The organism is Serratia sp. CY33525, assembly GCF_052169115.1.
In the GTDB taxonomy this organism is placed as follows: Bacteria; Pseudomonadota; Gammaproteobacteria; order Enterobacterales; family Enterobacteriaceae; genus Serratia; species Serratia sarumanii.
In genome coordinates, this window is record NZ_JBJNLK010000005.1 from 360,190 (window position 1) to 381,889 (window position 21,700).

The 21,700-nt window shown below is 62.4% G+C and carries 20 protein-coding genes and 1 pseudogene; 18 read left to right on the forward strand and 3 right to left on the reverse strand.

The genetic code is table 11. From position 1 onward, the window contains the following. Positions 1-98 precede the first annotated feature (98 nt). On the reverse strand, positions 99-1,253 hold the full coding sequence (metK, locus tag ACJ8IM_RS15605; RefSeq protein WP_033654692.1) for a methionine adenosyltransferase: 1,155 nt from the start codon (positions 1,251-1,253) through the stop codon (positions 99-101). A 913-nt stretch (positions 1,254-2,166) separates the two neighbouring features. Between metK and speA the strand changes: the two genes are divergently transcribed. The 3 genes from speA to ACJ8IM_RS15620 all read left to right on the forward strand — a co-directional run bounded on the left by speA (position 2,167) and on the right by ACJ8IM_RS15620 (position 5,746). After that, on the forward strand, positions 2,167-4,143 hold the full coding sequence (speA, locus tag ACJ8IM_RS15610) for a biosynthetic arginine decarboxylase (protein ID WP_041036629.1): 1,977 nt from the start codon (positions 2,167-2,169) through the stop codon (positions 4,141-4,143). Positions 4,144-4,337: 194 nt separating this feature from the next. Beyond that, positions 4,338-5,258, forward strand: a complete 921-nt coding sequence (gene speB, locus ACJ8IM_RS15615; protein ID WP_004937606.1) for an agmatinase — start codon at positions 4,338-4,340, stop codon at positions 5,256-5,258. A 335-nt stretch (positions 5,259-5,593) separates the two neighbouring features. Then, positions 5,594-5,746, forward strand: coding sequence for a Hok/Gef family protein (locus ACJ8IM_RS15620; protein ID WP_033638576.1), 153 nt, complete (start codon positions 5,594-5,596; stop codon positions 5,744-5,746). Between the two features lie 110 nt (positions 5,747-5,856). Here ACJ8IM_RS15620 and ACJ8IM_RS15625 read toward each other — a convergent pair whose 3' ends face one another. Then, positions 5,857-7,098 carry an MFS transporter gene (locus tag ACJ8IM_RS15625; RefSeq protein WP_033654694.1) on the reverse strand — a complete coding sequence of 414 codons (1,242 nt, stop codon included), beginning with the start codon at positions 7,096-7,098 and terminating at the stop codon, positions 5,857-5,859. Positions 7,099-7,497: 399 nt separating this feature from the next. Here ACJ8IM_RS15625 and ACJ8IM_RS15630 point away from each other — a divergent pair, with 399 nt between their 5' ends. The 14 genes from ACJ8IM_RS15630 to ACJ8IM_RS15695 all read left to right on the forward strand — a co-directional run bounded on the left by ACJ8IM_RS15630 (position 7,498) and on the right by ACJ8IM_RS15695 (position 20,468). Next, entirely contained in the window at positions 7,498-7,815 is a 318-nt protein-coding gene (locus ACJ8IM_RS15630; protein ID WP_033632120.1) for a non-heme iron oxygenase ferredoxin subunit, read from the forward strand. Positions 7,816-7,817: 2 nt separating this feature from the next. Continuing rightward, positions 7,818-8,126, forward strand: a complete 309-nt coding sequence (locus tag ACJ8IM_RS15635; protein WP_004937617.1) for a recombinase-like helix-turn-helix domain-containing protein — start codon at positions 7,818-7,820, stop codon at positions 8,124-8,126. Positions 8,127-8,146: 20 nt separating this feature from the next. Beyond that, positions 8,147-9,190, forward strand: coding sequence for an aromatic ring-hydroxylating oxygenase subunit alpha (locus tag ACJ8IM_RS15640; protein WP_033654695.1), 1,044 nt, complete (start codon positions 8,147-8,149; stop codon positions 9,188-9,190). Then, positions 9,187-9,942: an SDR family oxidoreductase gene (locus ACJ8IM_RS15645; RefSeq protein ID WP_033635901.1), complete on the forward strand. Its 756-nt coding sequence runs from the start codon at positions 9,187-9,189 to the stop codon at positions 9,940-9,942. The genes ACJ8IM_RS15640 and ACJ8IM_RS15645 overlap by 4 nt, the downstream gene beginning before the upstream one ends. Positions 9,943-9,979: 37 nt before the next feature. Next, the gene (locus tag ACJ8IM_RS15650) at positions 9,980-10,774 is read left to right on the forward strand and encodes an IclR family transcriptional regulator (RefSeq protein WP_004937625.1); all 795 of its coding nucleotides are present in this window, start codon (positions 9,980-9,982) and stop codon (positions 10,772-10,774) included. 109 nt (positions 10,775-10,883) lie between these two features. Continuing rightward, a complete protein-coding gene (locus ACJ8IM_RS15655) occupies positions 10,884-11,825 on the forward strand; it encodes a VOC family protein (protein WP_033654696.1) in 942 nt (313 codons plus the stop codon). After that, a complete protein-coding gene (locus ACJ8IM_RS15660) occupies positions 11,822-13,033 on the forward strand; it encodes an NAD(P)/FAD-dependent oxidoreductase (RefSeq protein WP_033654697.1) in 1,212 nt (403 codons plus the stop codon). The genes ACJ8IM_RS15655 and ACJ8IM_RS15660 overlap by 4 nt, the downstream gene beginning before the upstream one ends. Positions 13,034-13,056: 23 nt before the next feature. After that, entirely contained in the window at positions 13,057-14,313 is a 1,257-nt protein-coding gene (locus ACJ8IM_RS15665) for an MFS transporter (RefSeq protein ID WP_033654698.1), read from the forward strand. Positions 14,314-14,345: 32 nt separating this feature from the next. After that, positions 14,346-14,870, forward strand: coding sequence for a cupin domain-containing protein (locus ACJ8IM_RS15670; protein WP_004937634.1), 525 nt, complete (start codon positions 14,346-14,348; stop codon positions 14,868-14,870). Next, a complete protein-coding gene (locus ACJ8IM_RS15675) occupies positions 14,870-15,688 on the forward strand; it encodes an alpha/beta fold hydrolase (RefSeq protein ID WP_033654699.1) in 819 nt (272 codons plus the stop codon). Before ACJ8IM_RS15670 ends, ACJ8IM_RS15675 begins: the two co-directional genes overlap by 1 nt. Next, positions 15,685-16,479, forward strand: a complete 795-nt coding sequence (locus tag ACJ8IM_RS15680) for an SDR family oxidoreductase (RefSeq protein ID WP_033649625.1) — start codon at positions 15,685-15,687, stop codon at positions 16,477-16,479. Before ACJ8IM_RS15675 ends, ACJ8IM_RS15680 begins: the two co-directional genes overlap by 4 nt. Before the next feature lie 15 nt (positions 16,480-16,494). Beyond that, positions 16,495-17,289, forward strand: a complete 795-nt coding sequence (locus ACJ8IM_RS15685) for an aspartate dehydrogenase (RefSeq protein ID WP_033635893.1) — start codon at positions 16,495-16,497, stop codon at positions 17,287-17,289. A gap of 16 nt (positions 17,290-17,305) precedes the next feature. Next, a complete protein-coding gene (locus tag ACJ8IM_RS15690) occupies positions 17,306-18,775 on the forward strand; it encodes an aldehyde dehydrogenase (RefSeq protein ID WP_033654700.1) in 1,470 nt (489 codons plus the stop codon). A gap of 52 nt (positions 18,776-18,827) precedes the next feature. Next, complete coding sequence (locus ACJ8IM_RS15695) at positions 18,828-20,468, forward strand: thiamine pyrophosphate-binding protein (RefSeq protein WP_033654701.1); 1,641 nt, start codon at positions 18,828-18,830, stop codon at positions 20,466-20,468. A 41-nt stretch (positions 20,469-20,509) separates the two neighbouring features. Here the strand turns inward: ACJ8IM_RS15695 and ACJ8IM_RS15700 are convergent, their stop codons facing one another. Continuing rightward, positions 20,510-21,262, reverse strand: coding sequence for a M48 family metallopeptidase (locus ACJ8IM_RS15700; RefSeq protein ID WP_033654702.1), 753 nt, complete (start codon positions 21,260-21,262; stop codon positions 20,510-20,512). Positions 21,263-21,500: 238 nt separating this feature from the next. Between ACJ8IM_RS15700 and ACJ8IM_RS15705 the strand changes: the two are divergent. Continuing rightward, positions 21,501-21,700 (forward strand): annotated as a pseudogene (locus ACJ8IM_RS15705) (transketolase); the annotation flags it as partial.

Genomic DNA, 21,700 nt, shown 5'->3' on the forward strand with positions numbered 1-21,700 from the left:
TCCGCCGGCCGGCAGTCGATGCGTTGATCCAGGAGCACCCATCCGCTCAAAAAAAAACGGCGAGCCAGGGCTCGCCGTTTTCATGTTGATGTCGGGGCTTATTTCAGGCCGGCGGCATCGCGCAGCAGCGCGGCTTTGTCGGTCGCTTCCCACGGGAAGTGCTCGCGGCCGAAGTGGCCGTAGGCAGCGGTTTCGCGGTAGATCGGCTGCAGCAGATCCATCATCTGGATCAGGCCATATGGGCGCAGATCGAAGAATTCGCGCACCAGCAGCGTCAGCTGTTCGGTTGGCACTTTCTCGGTACCGAAGGTTTCCACCATGATGGAGGTCGGTTCCGCTACGCCGATAGCGTAAGACACCTGGATTTCGCAACGATCGGCCAGGCCGGCGGCAACGATGTTTTTCGCCACGTAGCGTGCCGCGTAGGCCGCGGAACGGTCAACCTTGGACGGATCCTTACCGGAGAAGGCGCCGCCGCCGTGGCGCGCCATGCCGCCGTAGGTGTCGACGATGATCTTACGGCCGGTCAGGCCGCAGTCGCCCATCGGGCCGCCGATAACGAAACGGCCGGTCGGGTTGATGTGGTATTTGGTGCCCGCCGTCAGCCATTCCGCCGGCAGGACCGGTTTGATGATCTCTTCCATCACCGCTTCTTGCAGATCTTTCAGCGCGATGTCTTCGGAATGCTGGGTGGACAGCACCACGGCGTCGATGCCGACGATTTTGCCGTCGTCGTACTGGAAGGTCACCTGGCTCTTCGCGTCCGGACGCAGCCACGGCAGGGTGCCGTTTTTACGCACTTCGGACTGGCGCTGCACCAGACGGTGCGCGTAGGTCACCGGGGCCGGCATCAGCACGTCGGTTTCGTTGGTGGCGTAGCCAAACATCAAGCCCTGATCGCCGGCGCCCTGCTCGAGAGGATCGGTACGGTCAACGCCCTGATTGATATCCGGGGATTGTTTGCCGATGGCGCTCAATACTGCGCAGGAGTTGGCGTCAAAGCCCATGTCCGAATGAACGTAGCCGATCTCGCGCACGGTCTTGCGGGTGATCTCTTCGATATCGACCCAGGCGCTGGTGGTGATTTCACCGCCGACCAGCACCATGCCGGTTTTCACGTAGGTTTCGCAGGCGACGCGCGCCTTCGGATCTTGTTCCAGGATGGCGTCGAGGACGGCATCGGAGATCTGATCGGCGATTTTATCGGGATGTCCTTCGGAGACGGATTCGGACGTGAAGAGGTGTTTAGCCATTGTGTTCTTTACCTTGCATAAGACGGGTTAGAAATTACTGCACAGCGCTGGAGATCCGGCATCGAAGCGAAGGGTCTTCCGCTGATGGCGCGAGATGCATCCTGCAACGCCCCTCAGGCAAAGCCGTTAAGCAGTTTATCAGTTAACCAGTATAGATGGATTAACATCTGGACGTCTATTTTAGGTCAGGGTTTAGCCAGATTGCCAGTAATTTTTTGCGCTTTCGCTCTTTTGCGCAAACGGATTGGCGCCATTTTCATCGCTTGAAACAGTTTTCGGCGAATTTTCATTTTGCTTTTTCACCTGCTTACCGGTATAAACTGCGCGCGCGGTTCATTTGCTGCACAGTACGGCGGTCTTGAGTGGGGGAAGGCGCGATAAACTTCCGCTTTGCATTCGCCGCCGTTGCGCTATTATCCGTCGCAGGCGTTCGCCGTGAGCGCCGCCGCTTCATCGAACGGTCACGTTCTTACACTATTTTATTTAGAGGCTTGGTCGTTCACTCCGAACGGCGCGCGTGGAGGTGGTTGGATTAATGATCCGTTGTCTACCGGTTGTTGGTTCCCAACAGCAGTGCCGTTCTGGCGCACATTCTTCTGCTATTTCCCGTCTTGTCTCTTTGTCACTTACCAGGTGCGATAAACACTTGGCCGCTACTCAGGATTCTCGGGCCGGCTAACGGTCGTCTGAAGAACTGAACAAGGGTAGCCTGCAGCCTTCCTGTGGGATGTTTCTTGGCCCGATTCACGAGGTTTGAACAGGGTGTCTTACAATTATATGAGTGATAAACCGATCGCTGACCGCGAACGGCGGTTCTCTTCGCTGCCGCCAGCGCGGCTTGTTGGGTTGTTCTCGCGGGTGGTAGCTGCGATAGTGGCTGACGGTTTCGTCAGTGCGGAATGTGAGGCGAACCATGTCTGATGATCTGTTGATTCACCGCCCGCCGGTTGCGGGCGAGTCTTTATCTTTGCGCTCCATGCAGGAGGTTGCCATGAATGATCGTAATGCCAGCAAGATGCTGCGTACTTATAACGTCGCCTACTGGGGCAACAATTACTATGACGTCAACGAGCTGGGCCATATCAGCGTGTGCCCGGACCCGGATGTCCCGCAGGCGCGCGTCGATCTGGCAGAACTGGTGAAAACGCGCCAGCAAGACGGCCAACGTTTGCCTGCGCTGTTCTGCTTCCCGCAGATCCTTCAGCATCGCCTGCGTTCGATCAACGCCGCGTTTAAACGCGCGCGTGAGTCTTTCGGTTACCAGGGCGGCTATTTCCTGGTGTATCCGATCAAGGTGAACCAACATCGCCGCGTGATTGAGTCGCTGGTGAACTCCGGCGAACCGCTGGGGCTGGAAGCCGGCTCCAAGGCCGAGCTGATGGCGGTGCTGGCGCATGCCGGCATGACCCGCTCGGTGATCGTCTGTAACGGCTATAAAGATCGTGAATATATTCGCCTGGCGCTGATCGGCGAAAAACTGGGGCACAAGGTGTACCTGGTGATCGAGAAGATGTCCGAGATCAACCTGGTGCTGGAAGAAGCCGAACGGTTGAACGTCATACCACGCCTGGGCGTGCGTGCGCGCCTGGCGTCGCAGGGCTCCGGCAAATGGCAGTCGAGCGGCGGCGAAAAATCCAAGTTCGGTCTGGCGGCGGTGCAGGTGCTGAAGCTGGTGGAGACCCTGCGCGAAGCGGGCCGTCTCGACAGCCTGCAACTGCTGCATTTCCACTTGGGCTCGCAGCTGGCCAACATTCGCGATATCGCCACCGGCGTGCGCGAATCGGCGCGCTTTTACGTTGAACTGCACAAGCTGGGCGTCAACATTCAGTGCTTCGACGTGGGCGGCGGCTTGGGCGTCGACTACGAAGGCACCCGCTCGCAGTCCGACTGCTCGGTGAACTACGGCCTGAACGAATACGCCAACAACGTGATTTGGGGTATCGGCGATGCCTGTAACGAACACGGCCTGCCGCACCCGACGGTGATCACCGAGTCCGGCCGCGCCGTGACCGCGCACCATACGGTGCTGGTTTCCAACGTGATCGGCGTCGAGCGCAACGAATTCAGCGAACCGTTGCCGCCGGAAGCCGACGCGCCGCGCGCGCTGGAAAGCATGTGGGAAACCTGGCTGGAAATGAACGAGCCGGAGAACCGCCGCTCGCTGCGCGAATGGCTGCACGACAGCCAGATGGATCTGCACGACGTGCATACCCAATACGCGCACGGCATGCTGGATCTGACCAAGCGCGCCTGGGCCGAGCAGCTGTATCTGAACATCTGCAACAAGATCCAGCAGCAGCTCGATCCGAGCAATCGCGCGCACCGTCCAATCATCGACGAGCTGCAAGAGCGCATGGCGGACAAGTTCTACGTCAATTTCTCGCTGTTCCAGTCGATGCCGGATGCCTGGGGTATCGATCAGCTGTTCCCGGTGCTGCCGCTGGAAGGGCTGGATAAGCCGCCGGAAGGCCGTGCGGTGCTGCTCGACATCACCTGCGATTCCGACGGCACTATCGACCATTACGTCGATGGCGACGGCGTGGCGACCACCATGCCGATGCCGCCGTACGATCCGGAGAATCCGCCGGCGCTGGGCTTCTTCATGGTCGGCGCGTACCAGGAGATCCTCGGCAACATGCACAACCTGTTCGGCGACACCGCCTCGGTTGACGTGTACGTGTTCCCGGACGGCAGCGTCGAGACCGAGTTGTCCGACGAGGGCGACACCGTGGCGGACATGCTGGAGTACGTGCAGCTCGATCCGGGTGCGCTGCTGGCCAAGTTCCGCGATCAGGTCAAAGAAACCGATCTGGACAGCGAGCTGCAGGCGCAATTCCTGGAAGAGTTTGAAGCCGGCCTGTACGGCTACACGTATCTGGAAGACGAGTAACTGCCCTCTTCAGGGGGGCGATATCGGCCCCCTTGAAGCATGGATAAAATGCGGCCATAATCAGCCGTATCGGTAGCACCGAAACAAACATCGAACAAATCCCTTTCTCGTCGGGCTAACGACGCGGGAGGGATTTTTTTTTGTAACGGCCCGGCCTCTGCGCCCGGCAACTTGTTGAACTACGAGGGTTTACTATGAGCACCTTAGGCCATCAGTCCGATAATTCATTAGTGTCCAACGCCTTTGGTTTCCTGCGCTTTCCGCTGAACTTCATGCCTTACGACAGCGATGCAGAGTGGGTCATCACCGGCATTCCGTTTGACATGGCGACCTCCGGTCGCGCCGGCGGCCGTCACGGCCCGGCGGCCATCCGTCAGGTGTCCACCAACCTGGCCTGGGAAGGCAACCGCTGGCCGTGGAGCTTCGATCTGCGCGATCGTCTGAACGTGGTTGACTGCGGCGACATCGTGTTCAACTTCGGCGACGCGCAGGACATGAGCGACAAGCTGCAGGCGCACGCGGAGAAACTGCTGAAGGCCGGTAAGCGCATGCTCTCGTTCGGCGGCGACCACTTCGTGACTCTGCCGCTGCTGCGCGCGCACGCCAAGCATTTCGGCAAGCTGGCGCTGGTGCACTTCGACGCCCACACCGATACCTACGCCAACGGCAGCAAGTTCGACCACGGCACCATGTTCTACCATGCCCCGAACGAAGGCTTGATCGATCCGCACCACTCGGTGCAGATCGGCATCCGTACCGAGTTCGATCATGACAACGGTTTTACCGTGCTGGACGCCGCGCAGGTGAACGATCGCAGCGTGGACGACCTGCTGACCCAGATCAAGGGCATCGTCGGCGATATGCCGGTGTATCTGACCTTCGACATCGACTGCCTGGATCCGGCGTTCGCACCGGGCACCGGCACGCCGGTGATCGGCGGCCTGACCTCCGATCGCGCGCTGAAGCTGGTGCGCGGCATGCAGTCGCTGAACATCGTCGGCATGGACGTGGTGGAGGTGGCGCCGGCTTATGACCAGTCCGAGATCACCGCGCTGGCCGCGGCGACCCTGGGCCTGGAGATGCTGTACCTGCAGGCGGCGAAGAAACACGCCTGACGCCAGGCTACTCCTCGCTGAAAAAGCGGCTCCCATCGTATGGAGCCGCTTTTTTTATTTCATTTGTCGCCATCCGCGCTGCCCTTTTCAGTCCGTTGCAACGCCTTTGCGCAATCCTGCGCAGAAATGAAACTGAGTCAGAGAAAAGGAAACGGGACAACGGAGAGGATGAATATACTGCGCGCGGGTGCTCTGGATCTTTGTATCTGGAGCCTGCGTTACAGGTACAAAGAGAAAAGCCCCGAGTCGATATCCATCAACCCGAGGCCAACTCTAACGCCAGACAACGTTAAGTTAGCCTCTTACCCGCCGCGAGGCAAGGAGAAGAAGGCATGATGCCGAACAAACGGAGCCTGTTAAAATTGGTGGTTATTTGTGCCACGGTAATATCACTGGCATGGATAACTCGCAGCACGCTGTGTGAGCTGCGGATCCGATCGGGCAATACGGAGGTTGCGGCCATTTTGGCTTACGAATCCGAACGGTAAGGCAACCCGGCGGCGGGGGATGTTCCCCGTCTGCTGGCTGTTGGCGTCCAGATCTACGAGCACCCTCTCAACGCTTTCGGTTTTCCGCCGCACAGGGCAGAGAAACGGGTTTATGCCCGCTTCATCTGCTGTGCCAGCAACATGCGGCCAAACAGCGCGCCGCCCGCCAGCAGCGTCAGCAGCTGCGAGGCGATCAGCACCGCAAAGCCTGAAGACACCTTGCCCTGGCTGGCCATCACCATGCCCATCGCCATCGGCACAAACGCCGAGAACAGATTGCCGATGCCGTTGATCAGCCCATAGGCGCTGCCGACCGCCTCCGGCCGCGCATAATGTTGCAGCAGCGTGGGTATCGCCGCGCCCTGCGCCCCCCAACAGGCGTTGGCCGCCAGCAGGAAGAAGGCGATCCAGCCAAGCTGATGGCTGTGCATCACGCCATAAATGCACAGCGCGGTCGCTGCGCCGCCGCAGACGAAGATCAGCGGCGCCTGATAAGGGCGGATACGATCGAGCAACACGCCACCGAGGTATTTGGAGGCGATGCTGACGATGAAAGGCAGCGCGGCCATCCAGCCCATCTGCTTGATGGAAAACCCCTTTTCATCGGTCAGATACGCCGGCAGCCAGGCGCTGGAGCCCCACAGATAGCTGAGCGTGGCGATCTCGATCAGCAGGATCCAGCCGAGCATCGGCGTGCGCCAGGCCAGTGCAAAGATGCGCCAGACGCGGTTCAGCACCGGTTGCGGATCGGCAGGGCGTGAAGATGAGGATAAGGGAAGCGGGTGAACGAACAGCCGCACCAGCGCCAGCCCCAGCAGCAGGTTGAGCAGCGCCAGCAGGTGAAACGACATCGCCCAACCGAAGTGCGCCATCAGAAAACTCACCAGCGGAAAGCCGAGCACCAGCCCCAATGAAACGCCCAATGCGCTGACCGCGTTGGGCTTGCCGCGCTCGTCGGCGGCGAAATGGTCGCCGATGTACATGGTCTTCAGCGAGAACAGCGGCCCCTCGCTGACGCCAAGCAGCGCGCGCACCACGCACAGCAGCATCAGCGATCCCGCCAGCGGCGAGGCGGCGGTGAGCAGCGCCCACAGCACCACGCTCAGCGTCAGCGCGCGGCGGTAGCCCATCAGCGTTTCCAGAAACGGCGTCAGCAACATGGCGGACAGCCCGTAGCCGAGCAAAAACACCGTCATCAGCGTGCCCTGGTGAGCGCGGTCACCGCCAAGTTGGAAGTGTTGCAGGAAGTCGGGATTGACCAACATCACGGCGATATTGACCCGATCCGCATAGGCGATAACGATCAGAAACAGCAGGGCGATCACTCCAAACCAGCGTTGACGTTGTTGCACGGCGCGTTCCTCAGTGCGAGCGGTTGACGAATTCAGGCAGCAGCAAACTCACCCGAGGATGCCAGTTAGCGCAAACGCGGGAGGATGAGGCTGATTGATGTAAAATTATTGTTATCAAATAGGGTGTGAAAGACAGAGAGAAAACACTTTTACGCGCAATGCGTCGCCGGAATCAACGCGTTTTTTGCCATAAATTAGCAGGGGAGCGCACAACTGACATAGGTTTTTCATATCGGTGCATTATTTCGTGATCCTTCCCGCATTTGTCATTTTTAAACAACCTTTCATTAACATTTGCCGTTCCGCTCGCTTGACGAAAGTTTCGCCACACTTATAGTGACTGTATTAAATAAGAAACTGAGTTTCATATATGAAACAATCAGATAGAGGATAAAAGCAATGAGCTGGAAGAATGTGTGCGAAGTGTCTCAGGTGAAAGAAGATTTTCCTTTTTCCGGCAACGTGGAAGGAAAAGAGATCGGGGTATACCTGCTCGACGGTAACTACTACGCGCTGGAAGACGTCTGCCCGCATGCCTATGCCTTGCTCAGCCAGGGGTTTGTAGACGACGGCAAGGTTGAGTGCCCGCTGCACGAAGCGCTGTTTGACGTGCGCACCGGCCAGTGCCTGCGCGAGCCGGGCGGCCGCGATCTGCAAACCTATCCCACCCGGGTGGTCGACAACCAAATCCAGATCACCTTTATCGCGGAGGAGTAATCATGCAGCACATCACCGATTTCAATCCCTGGCTGCCGGACACCCAACAGGTGACGCCGGCCCGCGAAGGCGGCAACGGTCAAATCCATCAGCCGGGCCAGTTCCGCAATGTCATCTGGCAAAACCGTGCTCGTGTGCCGGACGGTTTCGAAACCGCCCTGGTGGCGGCGCTGGAAACGATCTTCGATCAGGGCGCGGAAGAGCTGGAGCAGATCGTCAGCGCGTTGAATCAGCGCCGCCTGTTCGATCGCAGCGGCCAACCGTGGAATGAGGCGACGTTCCGCGAATTCCTTCACGTTAACGGTTTCTGAGCCACATCCGGGAGAAGACAATGACAGCAAATACAACATCCTCCGAACAGAGCTTGCAGGACTATCTTGACCAGGGGCTGCGCGGCATGTGGTATCCGGTGCTGGCCAGCTGGGAAGTGGGCAACAATCCGGTCGGTATCACCCGTCTGGAGCAGCAAATCGTGGTGTGGCGCGACGGTGAAGGCCTGATCCACGCGCTGGAAGACCGCTGCCCGCACCGCGGCGCGCGGCTTTCCATGGGGTGGAACCTCGGCGATCGCATCGCCTGCTGGTATCACGGGGTGGAGGTCGGCGGCGACGGCACGGTGAAAGACGTGCCGGCGGTGGATCGTTGCCCGCTGGTGGGGCAAAAATGCCTGCGGTCTTACCCGGCCAAAGAAGCCTACGGCGCGGTGTTCCTTTATTTCGGCGTGACGGCGGATGAAGCGCCGGCGGAGCTGACTTTCCCGCAAGAGCTGGCGGACGAAGCCGCTTACAGCAACTTCCTGTGTACCGCCAGCTGGGACTGCAACTACCAGTACGCGTTGGAAAACGTGATGGATCCGATGCACGGCACCTACCTGCACTCCTCCTCGCACTCGATGGCGGAAGGGGACCGCAAGGCTGATATGGGGCTGGAGCCGACCGACAGCGGGTTTATCTTCAAGAAAAACGGCCAGATTGGCGTCAACTTCGACTGGGTGGAGTTCGGCAGCAGCGGCGCGTATTGGATGCGCCTGTCGATCCCGTACAAAAAGCGCTTCGGGCCGGGCGGTCACTTCTGGATCATCGGCATGGTGGTGCCGGAAGACAAGGATCACTGCCGGGTGTTCTTCTGGCGCATCCGCAAGGTCAAAGACTGGCAGCGCGACATGTGGCGCTTCATGTACCGCAACCGCCTGGAATCGTTGCATTGGGACGTGCTCGAGCAGGATCGCATCGTGCTTGAAAATATGGCGCCTAACGCTCGCGGTCGCGAATATCTGTACCAGCACGACGTCGGCCTTTCGCGCCTGCGCCGCCTGATGCAAAAAGAGGCGCAGAAACAGCTGGCGACGCTGCGCGAGCGGGAGGCGGCGCAGTGAACGGCCTGCTGAACGGCAAACGCATCGTGGTCACCGGCGCGGCGCGCGGCCTGGGCTACAGCTTCGCCGCCGCCATCGCCGCCGCCGGCGCGCAGGTGGTGATGTGCGACATTCTGGCGGATGAGCTGGCGGCGAGCGGCGCTGCGCTGCGCGAGCAGGGCGCTCAGGTGGAAACGCAGACGATCGATCTAGCGTCACCGGATTCGATCCGTTCGGCGTTCGAGAAGATCGCCGCAGGCGGCGGGATCGACGGTCTGGTGAACAACGCGGCGCTGGCGACCGGCGTCGGCGGCAAAACCATGATGGAATACGATATCGATCTGTGGGATCGGGTGATGCAGGTCAACGTGCGCGGCACCTGGCTGGTGAGCCAGGCGGCGGTGCCGCTGCTGGCGCGCAGCCCGCACGCCAAGATCGTCAACGTGGCGTCGGACACTGCGCTGTGGGGCGCGCCGCGCCTGATGGCCTATGTCGCCAGTAAAGGCGCGCTGATCGCGATGACTCGCTCGATGGCGCGCGAGCTGGGCCCGCAGGGGATCTGCGTCAACGCCATCGCACCGGGCCTGACGCGGGTGGAAGCCACCGAGTATGTGCCCGCCGAGCGTCATCAGCTGTACGAGCAGGGGCGCGCGCTGGCTGGGGCGCAGCACCCGGACGATGTGAACGGTACGGTGCTTTATCTGCTGTCGCCGCTGGCGGATTTCGTCACCGGCCAACTGCTGCCGGTCAACGGCGGCTTTGTATTCAACTGACGGCCCGCAGGGCCGGCGCACAGCGCAGGAGCGAGAGATGGCGGACGAGCAAGCATGTAAGTATCTGATCCCGGGGCTGGATCGCGGGTTGCAGCTGCTGCTGGCGTTTGGCGAGCAGCATAAGGAAATGACTTTCGCCGAGTTGCATCGCCTGGTCGATATGCCGAAGGCCACCGCTTACCGCGTGGTGCAGACGCTTGAGCATCTGGGCTTTCTGGAGCGCAATCCGCGCACCAACACCTTTGCGCTCGGCATCAAGGTGCTGCGCCTCGGCTTTGAATACATCGCGTCGCTGGACGTGGCGCAGGCCGGCCAGCCGGTGATTGAGCAGCTGCGCGATCGCAGCCAGTGCAGCAGTCATCTGGCGATCCGCGATGGGCGCGACGTTATCTACATCGCCCGCGTCAGCGCCGCCGGTTCGCAGATCAATCAGGTCAGCGTCGGCACCCGCTTGCCGGTGCATCAAACCTCGCTCGGCCGCATGCTGTTGACCAGCGCCACCCGCAGCGAGTTCGAACAACTTTATCCGGACGCGCAGCTGCCGGGCAATGCGCCGGGCACCCCGGCGGATCGCGAAACGCTGTGGCAGATGGTGCAGCAAGACAAAGCGCGCGGCTATGTGATCGGCGAATCGTTCTTCCGCCACGGCATCTCCTCGATCGTCTACCCGATCTTCAACCGCGAGCAGCGGGTCGAGGCGGTGGTCAGCATCATGGTGCCGTCCGATGAGATCCCGAAAGCGGATCGCGAGCGGCTGCGCATGGAAGTGCGCGACGCGGCGGAGAAAATTTCCGGCTTCCTCGGCGCGCCGCCGCAGGCCAACGTCGGCTAACCGACAGGACCGACTCTTTTACTCAGGCAGGGATAAGGCCCGTAGCAAACAGGGGCCGGGGTTCACTCATGCCTGAAAACCGTATGCAGCGAGAACGTGAGGCTGAACAATGAGCGTAATCGGAATCGAAAAACTGGAGTTTGGCGTCGAAGATCTGCCAACCTGCGAAAAATTCATGCAAGACTTCGGCCTGCAGCCCGCCACGCAACATTGGGGCGAACCGCAGCGCGAATTCACCACCCTGAGCGGGGCGCGTGTCGTCCTGCATCCGTTGCAAAGCGCGACGCTGCCTGCGGCGTTTGAGGGCGGTTCTACCCTGCGCCGCATGACCTGGGGCGTGGCCTCGCTCGCCGAGCTGGCGCGCCTGCAGCCGCGTTTGGCGCTGATGCCCGGCTTCCGTCAGGTGGGAGAAGAGCTGGAATGCCTCGATCCCAACGGTATGACGCTGCGCTTCGTCGTCAGCCGCCAGCAGGCGGTCGAGGTGCCGGTCACGCCAATCAACCAATGGGGCGACGTGCGCCGCATCGATCAGCCCAGCCCGGTCTATTCGCAGGCGCAGCCGATCAACATTGGCCACGTGGTGTTCTTCGTTGAGGATCTGGCGGCGACCGAGCGTTTCTATCGCGAGCTGTTGGATTTCCAGGTTTCCGATCGCTATATCGATCGCGCCGTCTTCCTGCGCACCCAGGCGCGCGGCGGCCACCATAACCTGTTCCTGCTGAAGCTGCCGAACCGCCCACGCGGCCTGAACCACGTGGCGTTCACCGTACGCGATATCCACGAAGTGATCGGCGGCGGCATCGCCATGAACAAGGAGAAGTGGAGCACCTTTATCGGCCCCGGCCGCCACCCGATCTCCTCGGCTTATTTCTGGTACGTCAACAGCCCGACCGGCGGGGCGTTCGAGTACTACACCAACGACGATTATCTGACGGAAAACTGGCAGCCGCGCGAGCTGGAACATTCGTTGGTCTCCTTCACCGAATGGGCGGTAGAGGGCGGCATCGATCACGACACGCGCCGCCAGCATAAAAAGGCGGCGGCGTTATGAACCGGCCGGAACACGCGGGCATCGTCATCGTCGGCGGCGGCCAGGCCGGGGGCTGGGCGGCCAAGACGCTGCGCGATCGCGGTTACAGCGGCCGGCTGACGGTGGTCAGCGACGAACCCTACGATTTTTACGAGCGGCCGCCGCTGTCGAAAGCGGCGCTGCTGGATGCCGCGGCTCCCCTCAGCCGGCTGTTCAGCGAACAGACGGTGGCGGAGCTGAATATCGACTGGCGCCGCCCGCTGCGCGCCGAGTCCATCGATGCAGAACAGCAAATCGTCACGCTCAGCGACGGGCAACGGCTGCAGTTCGAGCAGTTGCTGATCGCCACCGGCGGTCGGCCGCGTTTGCCGGGCGCCGCCTGGGCGCAGCACCCGCGCGTTATGACGCTGCGTTCCTGGGACGATGCGGCTCGGTTGCGGCAGGGCCTGCAGGGTTGCCGCCGCCTGGCGATCGTTGGCGGCGGTTGGATCGGGCTGGAGATCGCCGCTTCCGCGCGCCGTCTCGGCGCCGAGGTGACGGTGTTTGAACGCCAGCCCGCGCTGTGCATGCGCAGCGTCGGCGCCGACGTTTCACAGGCGTTGCTCGAACTGCATCGTCAGCAGGGTGTCACGGTGCTGTGCGGCTGCGGTGAGATCTCGTTGGAAGATCGCGACGGCGCCGCCTGGATCGGCAGCGAAGTCAGCGATCCGCAGGCCTTCGACCTGGTGGTGGTGGGGATCGGCGTCGAGCTGAATCTCGAACTGGCGCGCAGCGCCGGGTTGGCGATCGAGTCCGGCATCGTGGTCGACGGCCAGGGGCGCACCAGCCATCCGGCGATCTTCGCCGCCGGTGACGTGGCGCGCCACCCGACGCTCGGCCTGTGCCTGCAGTCCTGGGCCTACGCGCAAAATCAGGCCATCAGCACCGCCTGCGCGATGCTCGACGCCTTCGCCGCACCGTATGACGACGTGGCCTGGCTTTGGTCGGATCAATACGACGCCAATATCCAGATCCTCGGCGTGCCGAGCGGCGGCGTGCACCATGTGGTGCGCCGCACGCCGCAGTCGCAGGTGTTCTTCACGCTGAACGCCGATCGGCAGCTGGTGCAGATGGTGGCGTTCAACGATGCGCGCACCATCAAGCTCGGCAAGCGTTGGCTGGCGAGCGGCCGGGTGCTGGATCCGCAGCAGCTGGCGGATGCGGAGTTTTCTTTGATGGCGTTGAAATAACGCCCGAACCTCGGGAGCGTTTTATGACTACGCAAGACATTGACGCCCGCGCTGGACGGGCGGGGGAAGCCGTTGCCGAAAATCCGCAGCAGCGGGTGCGCTGGTCGGTGCCGATCGCGCTGTTTGCCTGCGTGTTGCTGGCGTTTTTCGACAAGATCAGCATCGCGGCGCTGTTTTCCGATAGTGAGTTTCAGCAGGCGTTGGGCATCGGGTTTGACCCGGCGCGGCTGGGTTTGCTGATGAGCGCGTTTCTGTTCTCCTACGGCATTTCCTCGATGCTACTCAGCGGCATCGGCGATCGGCTTAATCCGGTCAAGGTATTGATTGGCATGATGGTGGTGTGGGGCGTGCTGATGGTGTTGATGGGGATGACGCGTTCCTACCACGCCATGATGACGCTGCGCATTCTGCTCGGCATCGCCGAAGGGCCGCTGCTGCCGATGGCCTACGCCATTATTCGTCAGGCCTTCCCGCCGCAGCTGCAGGCGCGCGCCACCATGCTGTGGCTGCTCGGCACGCCGCTGGGCGCCGCGCTTGGCTTCCCGGTCACCCTGTACATCCTCAATACCTTCGACTGGCAGGCCACCTTCTTCTTTATGGCGTTTCTGACGCTGCCGGTGATGTTGCTGGTGCTGTTCGGCATGCGCCACCTGAACGTCGCGCGCCCGGCGGCGGCAACCAAGCCGGCGGTGTCCGAACGCAAACATCATCGCCGCGAGCTGCTGCGCAGCCCGCACTTTTGGATGATCTGCCTGTTCAACATCGCCTTCCTGACCTACCTGTGGGGCATGAACGGCTGGTTGCCGAGCTATCTGATCAAGGGGAAAGGCATTCATCTGGAGCATGCCGGTTACCTCTCTTCGCTGCCGTTCATCGCCATGCTGCTCGGCGAAGTGCTGGGCGCCTGGCTGTCGGACAAGCTGGATCGGCGCGCGCTGGCCTGTTTCCTGTCGCTGTGCGGCGCCGGCCTCGGTCTGGCGGTGGTGCTGCACCTGCAGGGCACCTACAGCGTAATCGCCGCCATGGCCTTCAGCACCTTTATGTGGGGCGCCGGCGCGCCGAATATTTTCGCGCTGTTGGCGAAGGCGACCAGCAGCAAGGTCAGCGCCACCGCCGGCGGCATCTTCAACGGGTTGGGCAATTTTGCCGGCGCGCTGGCGCCGGTGCTGATGGGGGCGTTGATCGCCGCTACCGGCAATATGGATAACGGCCTGCTGTTCCTGGTGGTGATGGCTTTCGTCGGCTGCCTCATTCTGCTGCCGTTACTGAGAAAGTACTGATTAATCAATCGATTCAACAGAGGAGTGACAACATGTCTCAGGTTGAGAACAAAGCCGGCGTCAAGCCGCAGGATCTGTCGATGGAAAATTGGGTGGAGTCGCGCATCGCCCGTTTCGAAGGCCGTAAATACGACTGGAACGCGCTGAAATTCCAGGCCGACTTTGATCCGAAATACCGCCGTGCGCAGATGCGCTACATCGGCACCGGCGCTACCGGCGTGGCCAGCGACGCCAACACCATTCCGGCGGGCAACTTCACCTTCTCCACCATGGTGCTGCCGTCGAAGTGCGAGGGGCCGCTGCACCTGCACGACGACGTGGAGGAAGTATTCTTCATGCTGAAAGGCAGCATCACGCTGATGATTCAGGATGGCGAAGAGTATTACGAAACCAGGCTGAAAGAGCGCGATCTGATCTCGGTGCCGGCGGGGGTGTATCGCGGCCTGTTCAACCACGGTGAGGAAGAAGCGCTGATGTGCGTGATGCTCGGCACCGCCAAGCCGGAGATCCCGACCTATCCGGCGGATCACCCGCTGTCCAAAGTGAAGCGCAACTGATGAACGGCCTGGCGCAACGCCAACGGGCGCGCTGCGGGGCGTACACCCTGAGCTGGCGCGAGACCGGGCAGGGGCGGCCGGTGGTGTTGTTGCACGGCATCAGCTCCGGATCGGCCTCGTGGATCAAGCAGCTCAACGATAGCGGCCTGACGGATGGCCACCGTCTGTTGGCGTGGGACGCGCCGGGCTACGGCGGCAGCCTGCCGTTGGCGGATCCGCAGGCCGATGCCGCCGGTTATGCGGCGGCGTTGGCGGCGCTGATAGATGAGCTGCAACTGGCGCAGCCGCTGATCGTCGGCCATTCGCTGGGGGCGCTGATCGGCAGCGCCTATGCCGCCAGCTATCCGGACGGGTTATGCGGATTGGCGTTGGCGGATCCGGCGCAGGGCTATGCCACGGCGCCGGAGGAAATACGCCGGCAGGTCTATGGCCAGCGCCAACAGATGATAGAGACGCTGGGGCCGGTGGGCTACGGCGAGCAGCGGGCGGCGGCCTTGCTGCGTGAAGGGGCGGATCCGCAGGACATCGCCTGGGTGCGCAACGGCATGCAGCAGCTCGATCCCGACGGCTTTCTGAGAGCCGCCTGGATGCTGGCCAACGACGATATCGGCCGCTATCTGGCGCGCTATCGCGGCCCGCTGGAGGTGTGGTGTGGTGAGCAGGATCGCATTACGCCGCCGGAGAAGGCGGCCGAGCTGGCGCGTGAGCAGGACGCGACGCTGCGTTTGATCGCCGCCGCCGGCCATGCCAGCTACCTCGACGCGCCGGCGTGTTTCAACCGCTATCTGCGGGACTTTACGGGAGCAATCCAACGATGAATTTTCAGCTTGAGAATCGGGTGGCGGTGGTGACCGGCGGCTCGTCGGGCATCGGTTTCGAAACCCTGAAGCTGCTGCTGGCCGAAGGGGCTAAGGTGGCGTTCTGCGGCCGCGATCCGGACAAACTTGCCGGCGCGGAGGCCAGCCTGCGTGCGGACTTCCCGCAGGCGGAGATCCTGGCGCTGCGCTGCGACGTGCTGGACGCGCAGCAGGTGGCGCAGTTCGCCGCTCAGGTGACGACGCATTTCGGCGGCGTGGATCTGCTGATCAACAATGCCGGTCAGGGCTTCGTCGCCCATTTTGACCAGACGCCGCGCGAAGCCTGGCTGCATGAGGCCGAGCTGAAGCTGTTCGGCGTGATCAACCCGGTGCAGGCGTTCTTACCGGCGCTGGAACGGTCGGCGATCGCGTCTATCACCTGCGTGAACTCGCTGCTGGCGCTGCAGCCGGAAGAACACATGATCGCCACCTCGGCGGCGCGCGCCGCGCTGCTCAACATGACGCTGACGCTGTCGAAAGAGCTGGTGGGCAAGGGCATTCGCGTTAACTCGATCTTGCTGGGGATGGTGGAGTCAGGCCAGTGGCGCCGCCGTTTCGACGAGCGCAGCGATAAAGATCAAAGCTGGGAACAGTGGACGGCGGCGATCGCCGAACGGCGCGGCATCCCGATGAAGCGCCTGGGCAAGCCGCAGGAGCCGGCGCAGGCGCTGCTGTTCCTCGCTTCGCCGCTGGCTTCCTTTACCACCGGCGCGGCGCTGGACGTATCCGGCGGCTTTAACCGCCATGTGTAGCAGGGGCCGATAAAGATGAAGAAGATCATGATGATTGGCTACGGCGCGATGGCGAAGGAAGTGATCGCCCGTTTGCCGGAAGGCGTGGAGGTTGGCTGGATCCTGGCGCGCGCGGCTCATCATGCGGCGATCGCCGCGGCCTTTGGCGGGCGGGTGCAGGCGCTGACCCATCCCGAGCAGTGTTTGCAGCGGCCGGATCTGGTGCTGGAGTGCGCCAGCCAGCAGGCGGTGGCGGAGTTCGGCGAAGCGGTGCTGCAGCGCGGTTGGCCGCTGGCGCTGATCTCGACCGGCGCGCTGGCGGACGCCGCATTGCAACAGCGGCTGCAGCAGGTTTGCCGCCGCCATCACGGGCAGCTAATCGTGCTGTCCGGTGCGGTGGCGGGGATGGATGGGCTGGCGTCGGCGCGCGAAGGCGGGCTGGAGAGCGTGACTTATCAGGCCAGCAAAAGCCCGGCCAGCTGGCGAGGCAGCCCGGCGGAGCAGCTGATCGACCTCGATGCGGTGAGCGAAGCGCAGGTATTTTTTGAAGGCTCGGCGCGCGAAGCGGCGCGTTTGTTCCCGGCCAATGCCAACGTGGCGGCCACCATTGCGCTCAACGGCTTGGGGATGGACGCCACCCGGGTGCGCCTGCAGGTCGATCCCGCCACCCGGCGCAATACCCATCGTCTGCAGGTATGCGGCGACTTTGGCGAATTTCACATCGAGCTGAGCGGTACCCCGCTGGCGAGCAATCCCAAAACATCAACCCTGGCGGCGCTGAGCGCGGTACAAGCCTGCCGCCGTCTGGTGGACGGCGGTTTTATTGCCTGAACGGCAGGAGCGGAGCATGGAACGATTGAATATTTTTGTCGCCGGGCGCTGGCGTGAAGGGCGTGGCGAAGAGATGGCTTCGGTATTCCCGGCCGACGGCAGCGTCAACGCGCGGCTGCGCGCCGCCAACGTCGAGGACGTGAACGAGGCGGTGGAAGCGGCGGAGCGCGCCTGGCGCACGCCGGAATGGCGCGGGCTGGTGCCGCATCAACGCGCCTCGATCCTCTACCGCGTCAGCAACCTGATCCTGGCGCAGCAGGAGCAGTTGGCCGAGCTGCAAACCCGCGACAACGGCAAGCCGCTGGCCGAGACCCGCGGGCTGGTGGCCAGCGCGGCGGCGACCGCGCGCTACTTTGCCGCCGCCTGCGAGGTGTTGGAAGGCGAGTTGCCGACCCCGCGCAGCGCCGAGGTGATGACGCTCAGCCAGTACCAACCGATGGGGGTGATCGCCGCCATTACGCCGTGGAACTCGCCGATCGCCAGCGAAATGCAGAAGGTGGCGCCGGCGCTGGCGGCGGGCAACGCGGTGGTGCTCAAACCGGCCGAAGCCACGCCGCTGATGGCGCTGAAGCTGGCCGAGCTGTTCGAACAGGCGGGCCTGCCAGCCGGGCTGCTCAGCGTGTTGCCAGGCAAAGGTTCGGTGATCGGCGAGGCGTTGGCGCGCCATCCGCTGGTGAAAAAGATCGCCTTTACCGGCGGGACCAGTACCGGGCGCCATTTGGCGCACATCGCCGCCGACAAGCTGATCCCCACTTCGCTGGAGCTGGGGGGCAAATCGCCGACCATCGTGCTGGAGGACGCCGATCTGGAACAGGCGGCGCGCGGCATCTGCTACGGCATCTTCAGCTCCGCCGGCCAGGCGTGCATCGCCGGTTCGCGGCTGTTCGTGCATCGTTCGCTGTATCAGCCGCTGCTGGCGCGTTTGACCGAACTGACGGCGGGGCTGCGCATCGGCAACCCGCTGGTGCCGGGCGTGCACCTCGGTCCGCTGATCAGCGCCAAACATCGGCAAAGCGTGGCGGACTACGTGGCGCTGGCGCGGCAGGAGGGCGGCCGGGTGATCATCGGCGGCGAAGCGCCGGCCGATCCGCAACTGGCGAGCGGTAGCTATTACCTGCCGACCATTATCGAAGGCTTGAACAACGACGCCCGCGTTTGCCAGGAAGAGATCTTCGGCCCGGTGCTGGTGGCGCTGCCGTTCGACGACGAACAACAGCTGACTGAACAGGCAAATGACTCGGTGTACGGCCTGGCGGCCGGCATCTGGAGCCGCGACTTCCCTCGTGCGATGGCGCTGGCGGAGCGGCTGGAAACCGGCACCGTCTGGGTCAACACCTACAAAACGTTCTCGATTTCCACGCCGTTCGGCGGCTTCAAGGAGAGCGGGCTGGGCCGCGAAAAAGGCCTGAACGGCATCAAGGCCTACATGCAGCAGAAAAGCGTGTATCTGGCGCTGAGCCATCAGGTGAATCGCTGGAGCGACTAGGCCGACACCTCTACGCATAACCCTAATAACGAATACCCTAAGAAGGCAGATGATGAGCGATAAAATCACGGTTGGCGAGGCGATAGCCCGGACTCTGGAACAGTACGCGGTGTCGGCGATGTACGGCATCATTTCGATTCATAATCTGCCGATCGCCGATGCGGTGGGGCAGCGCGATAAAATTCGCTTCGTGCCGGCGCGCGGCGAAGCGGGGGCGGTCACCATGGCCGACGCGCACGGGCGCTTCTCCGGCCTGGGCGTGGCGTTGACCAGCACCGGCGCCGGCGCCGGCAACGCGGTGGGGGCGATGATTGAGGCGCTCAACGCCAACACGCCGCTGCTGCATATCACCGGCCAGGTGGAAAAAGCCTATCTGGACGCCGACGCCGGTTTTATTCATGAAACCCGCGATCAGCTCGGCTTCCTGCGCGCCTGCTCCAAACGCGCTTACCGGGTCAATTCGCCGGAGCAGGCGGTGGCGGTGATCCAGCGGGCGATCCTGGATGCGCAAACCGTGCCGTGCGGCCCGGTGGCGGTCGAGATCCCGATCGATATTCAAAGCAGCCTGGTTTCCCGTTCGGTGCTGACCGAGCCGTTGGCGCCGGCGCCGCTGCCGAAGGCGGACGATGCGGCGGTGGAACGGCTGCATCAGCGGCTGAAACAGGCCAAGCGTCCGCTGCTGTGGTTGGGGGGCGGCGCCTTGGCCTGCGGCGACGCGGTGCGCAAGCTGGCGGACGCTGGCGTAGCGGTGATCTCCAGCACCCACGGGCGCGGCATTCTGCCGGACAGCCATCCGCGCAGCCTGCGGGCGTTCCATAACTCACCGAGCATCGAAGCGATCCTGACGCAGTGCGATCTGACGCTGGTGGCCGGTTCGCGCCTGCGCAGTAATGAAACCCGCACCTGGACGCTGCCGCTGCCGCGCCCGCTGGTGCAGATTGACATCGATCCGGCGGCGGCCAACCGCAACTATCTGGCCGATGAACAGATCAACGGCGACTGTGCGGCGCTGCTGGCGGCGCTGGCGGCGCGGCTGAGCCCCGGCGAGAAGGTCAACGCCGAGTGGGATGCCGAGATCGCGGGGGCGGTGCAGCAGGCGGAGAGCGCGCTGCGCCAGCAGTCCGGCGAATACGCCAAACTCAACGATGCCATCGACGCCGCGCTGCCGCAGGACGGGTTGCTGGTACGCGATATCACCGTTTCCGGCAGCGTCTGGGGCAGCCGGCTGTTCCGGGCGATCTCGCCGCTGTGCAACATTCACTCGCTGGCGGGCGCCATCGGTATGGGGCTGCCGATGGCTATCGGCACCGCGATCGCCAACCCGCAGCGCAAGGTGGTGGGGCTGGTGGGCGACGGTGGTCTGGCGCTGGGCCTGGGCGAGCTGGCGACCATGGCGCAGGAACAGGTGAACATCACCCTGATTATCATGAACGACGGCGGTTATGGCGTGATGCGCGGCATTCAGGACAAGTACTTCGCCGGGCGTCAGTATTACAACGAGCTGCATACGCCGGCCTTTACCCAGATCGCCGAAGCGATGGGGTTGAAAGCCTGGAAGGTGGACGCGGCGTCGCAGTTCAACGGCGTGCTGGCCGAGGCGATCAACTACCCGGGGCCGTCGGTGGTCGAGGTGGACATGAAGCAGGTCGGGCCGCTGACCTTCGCCGGGCCGCCGCAGAAGACGCTGTATTGAGACGATAAAAAACGCCCGGCGATTGCCGGGCGTTCTCGTGGTTATTTCTCTGCCGCGATGCGATCGCGAATGTGCTGAGCGCGCGCTTGGGAAGACGGGTGATCGTCGAACATGCTGCTCTGACGGCCGGCTTCCATCTGGGCCAGTTTTTCGAAGCTGGTGGCCAGGCCATTCGGATCGATGCCGCGCTTTTTCAGCAGATCGAACGAGTAATCATCCGCTTCGCTTTCCTGCTTCTGCGAGAACTGGGCGCTGACCAGCTTCTCGCCGATGTCCGCCAGCTGCGACTGCGACAGCGAGCCGATGACGCCGCCGGCGGAGGACGCCGCGGTGCGCAGCGCCACGGTGCCGTAAGCCACCTGCATCGCCTTGCGGGTGTGGCCCAGCGCCACGTGGCCCATTTCATGGCCCAGCACGCCTTCGACTTCGTTGTCGTTCATCATGTCCATCAGGCCGCTGTAGACGCGGATGCAGCCGTTGGCCATCGCCCAGGCGTTGACGTCTTTGGTCACATAGACCTTGTAGTTGGCCGGGGTGCCGTTGATGTTGTCGCCCAGCGCCGCGGCGATTTTGTTGAGACGCTTGGCGTAGGTGCTGTCGGCCGGCGCGATTTGTGCCTTGCTGTCCATCTCGGCGCAGGATTTATCACTCAGGGCCTTAACGTCGTTGTTGCTCAGGGTCGCCGCCTGGAATGCCTGCGCGCCGGACTGCATCAAGGTTTCGGTATTCAGGTTTTGACAGCCGGTTGCCAGGGTGGCAATGCCCAACGCAATCAAAGAGGTACGGATCTTCATAACGCCATCTTCCTGTGAAGGTAACAAGGTAAAAGAGTCATTTTGCTTGGAGGAAATCTTGTTGCAAGAGCCTAGTGTACGCCAGCCGGGGCGAGAATAGTGTTATTCCGAAAAAGCGTCCAATCGTGCTAATAAGTGGTGAACTCGCTCTCATTTGGCATTAGGGATTGCCGTTGTGATGTGGAGTCTGAGAAAATAGGGAACTTGACTGCTTTTTTTATCCGACCTGGAGTAAAACATGTCCTCTCGTAAAGAGCTTGCCAACGCCATCCGCGCACTCAGCATGGACGCCGTACAAAAAGCCAATTCCGGCCACCCCGGTGCCCCTATGGGCATGGCGGACATCGCCGAAGTCCTGTGGCGTGACTACCTCAACCACAACCCGACTAACCCGCACTGGGCTGACCGCGACCGTTTCGTGCTCTCCAACGGCCACGG

What these genes read in the sequence shown, in the direction of transcription:
- ACJ8IM_RS15675 (WP_033654699.1), top strand. Translation starts at nt 14,870, where the DNA reads ATGAACGGCCTGGCGCAACGCCAACGGGCGCGCTGCGGGGCGTACACC.
- ACJ8IM_RS15640 (WP_033654695.1), top strand. Translation starts at nt 8,147, where the DNA reads ATGACAGCAAATACAACATCCTCCGAACAGAGCTTGCAGGACTATCTT.
- ACJ8IM_RS15620 (WP_033638576.1), top strand. Translation starts at nt 5,594, where the DNA reads ATGCCGAACAAACGGAGCCTGTTAAAATTGGTGGTTATTTGTGCCACG.
- ACJ8IM_RS15630 (WP_033632120.1), top strand. Translation starts at nt 7,498, where the DNA reads ATGAGCTGGAAGAATGTGTGCGAAGTGTCTCAGGTGAAAGAAGATTTT.
- speA (WP_041036629.1), top strand. Translation starts at nt 2,167, where the DNA reads ATGTCTGATGATCTGTTGATTCACCGCCCGCCGGTTGCGGGCGAGTCT.
- ACJ8IM_RS15635 (WP_004937617.1), top strand. Translation starts at nt 7,818, where the DNA reads ATGCAGCACATCACCGATTTCAATCCCTGGCTGCCGGACACCCAACAG.
- ACJ8IM_RS15670 (WP_004937634.1), top strand. Translation starts at nt 14,346, where the DNA reads ATGTCTCAGGTTGAGAACAAAGCCGGCGTCAAGCCGCAGGATCTGTCG.
- ACJ8IM_RS15655 (WP_033654696.1), top strand. Translation starts at nt 10,884, where the DNA reads ATGAGCGTAATCGGAATCGAAAAACTGGAGTTTGGCGTCGAAGATCTG.
- ACJ8IM_RS15690 (WP_033654700.1), top strand. Translation starts at nt 17,306, where the DNA reads ATGGAACGATTGAATATTTTTGTCGCCGGGCGCTGGCGTGAAGGGCGT.
- metK (WP_033654692.1), bottom strand. Translation starts at nt 1,253, where the DNA reads ATGGCTAAACACCTCTTCACGTCCGAATCCGTCTCCGAAGGACATCCC.
- ACJ8IM_RS15700 (WP_033654702.1), bottom strand. Translation starts at nt 21,262, where the DNA reads ATGAAGATCCGTACCTCTTTGATTGCGTTGGGCATTGCCACCCTGGCA.
- ACJ8IM_RS15660 (WP_033654697.1), top strand. Translation starts at nt 11,822, where the DNA reads ATGAACCGGCCGGAACACGCGGGCATCGTCATCGTCGGCGGCGGCCAG.
- ACJ8IM_RS15685 (WP_033635893.1), top strand. Translation starts at nt 16,495, where the DNA reads ATGAAGAAGATCATGATGATTGGCTACGGCGCGATGGCGAAGGAAGTG.
- speB (WP_004937606.1), top strand. Translation starts at nt 4,338, where the DNA reads ATGAGCACCTTAGGCCATCAGTCCGATAATTCATTAGTGTCCAACGCC.
- ACJ8IM_RS15680 (WP_033649625.1), top strand. Translation starts at nt 15,685, where the DNA reads ATGAATTTTCAGCTTGAGAATCGGGTGGCGGTGGTGACCGGCGGCTCG.
- ACJ8IM_RS15695 (WP_033654701.1), top strand. Translation starts at nt 18,828, where the DNA reads ATGAGCGATAAAATCACGGTTGGCGAGGCGATAGCCCGGACTCTGGAA.
- ACJ8IM_RS15665 (WP_033654698.1), top strand. Translation starts at nt 13,057, where the DNA reads ATGACTACGCAAGACATTGACGCCCGCGCTGGACGGGCGGGGGAAGCC.
- ACJ8IM_RS15650 (WP_004937625.1), top strand. Translation starts at nt 9,980, where the DNA reads ATGGCGGACGAGCAAGCATGTAAGTATCTGATCCCGGGGCTGGATCGC.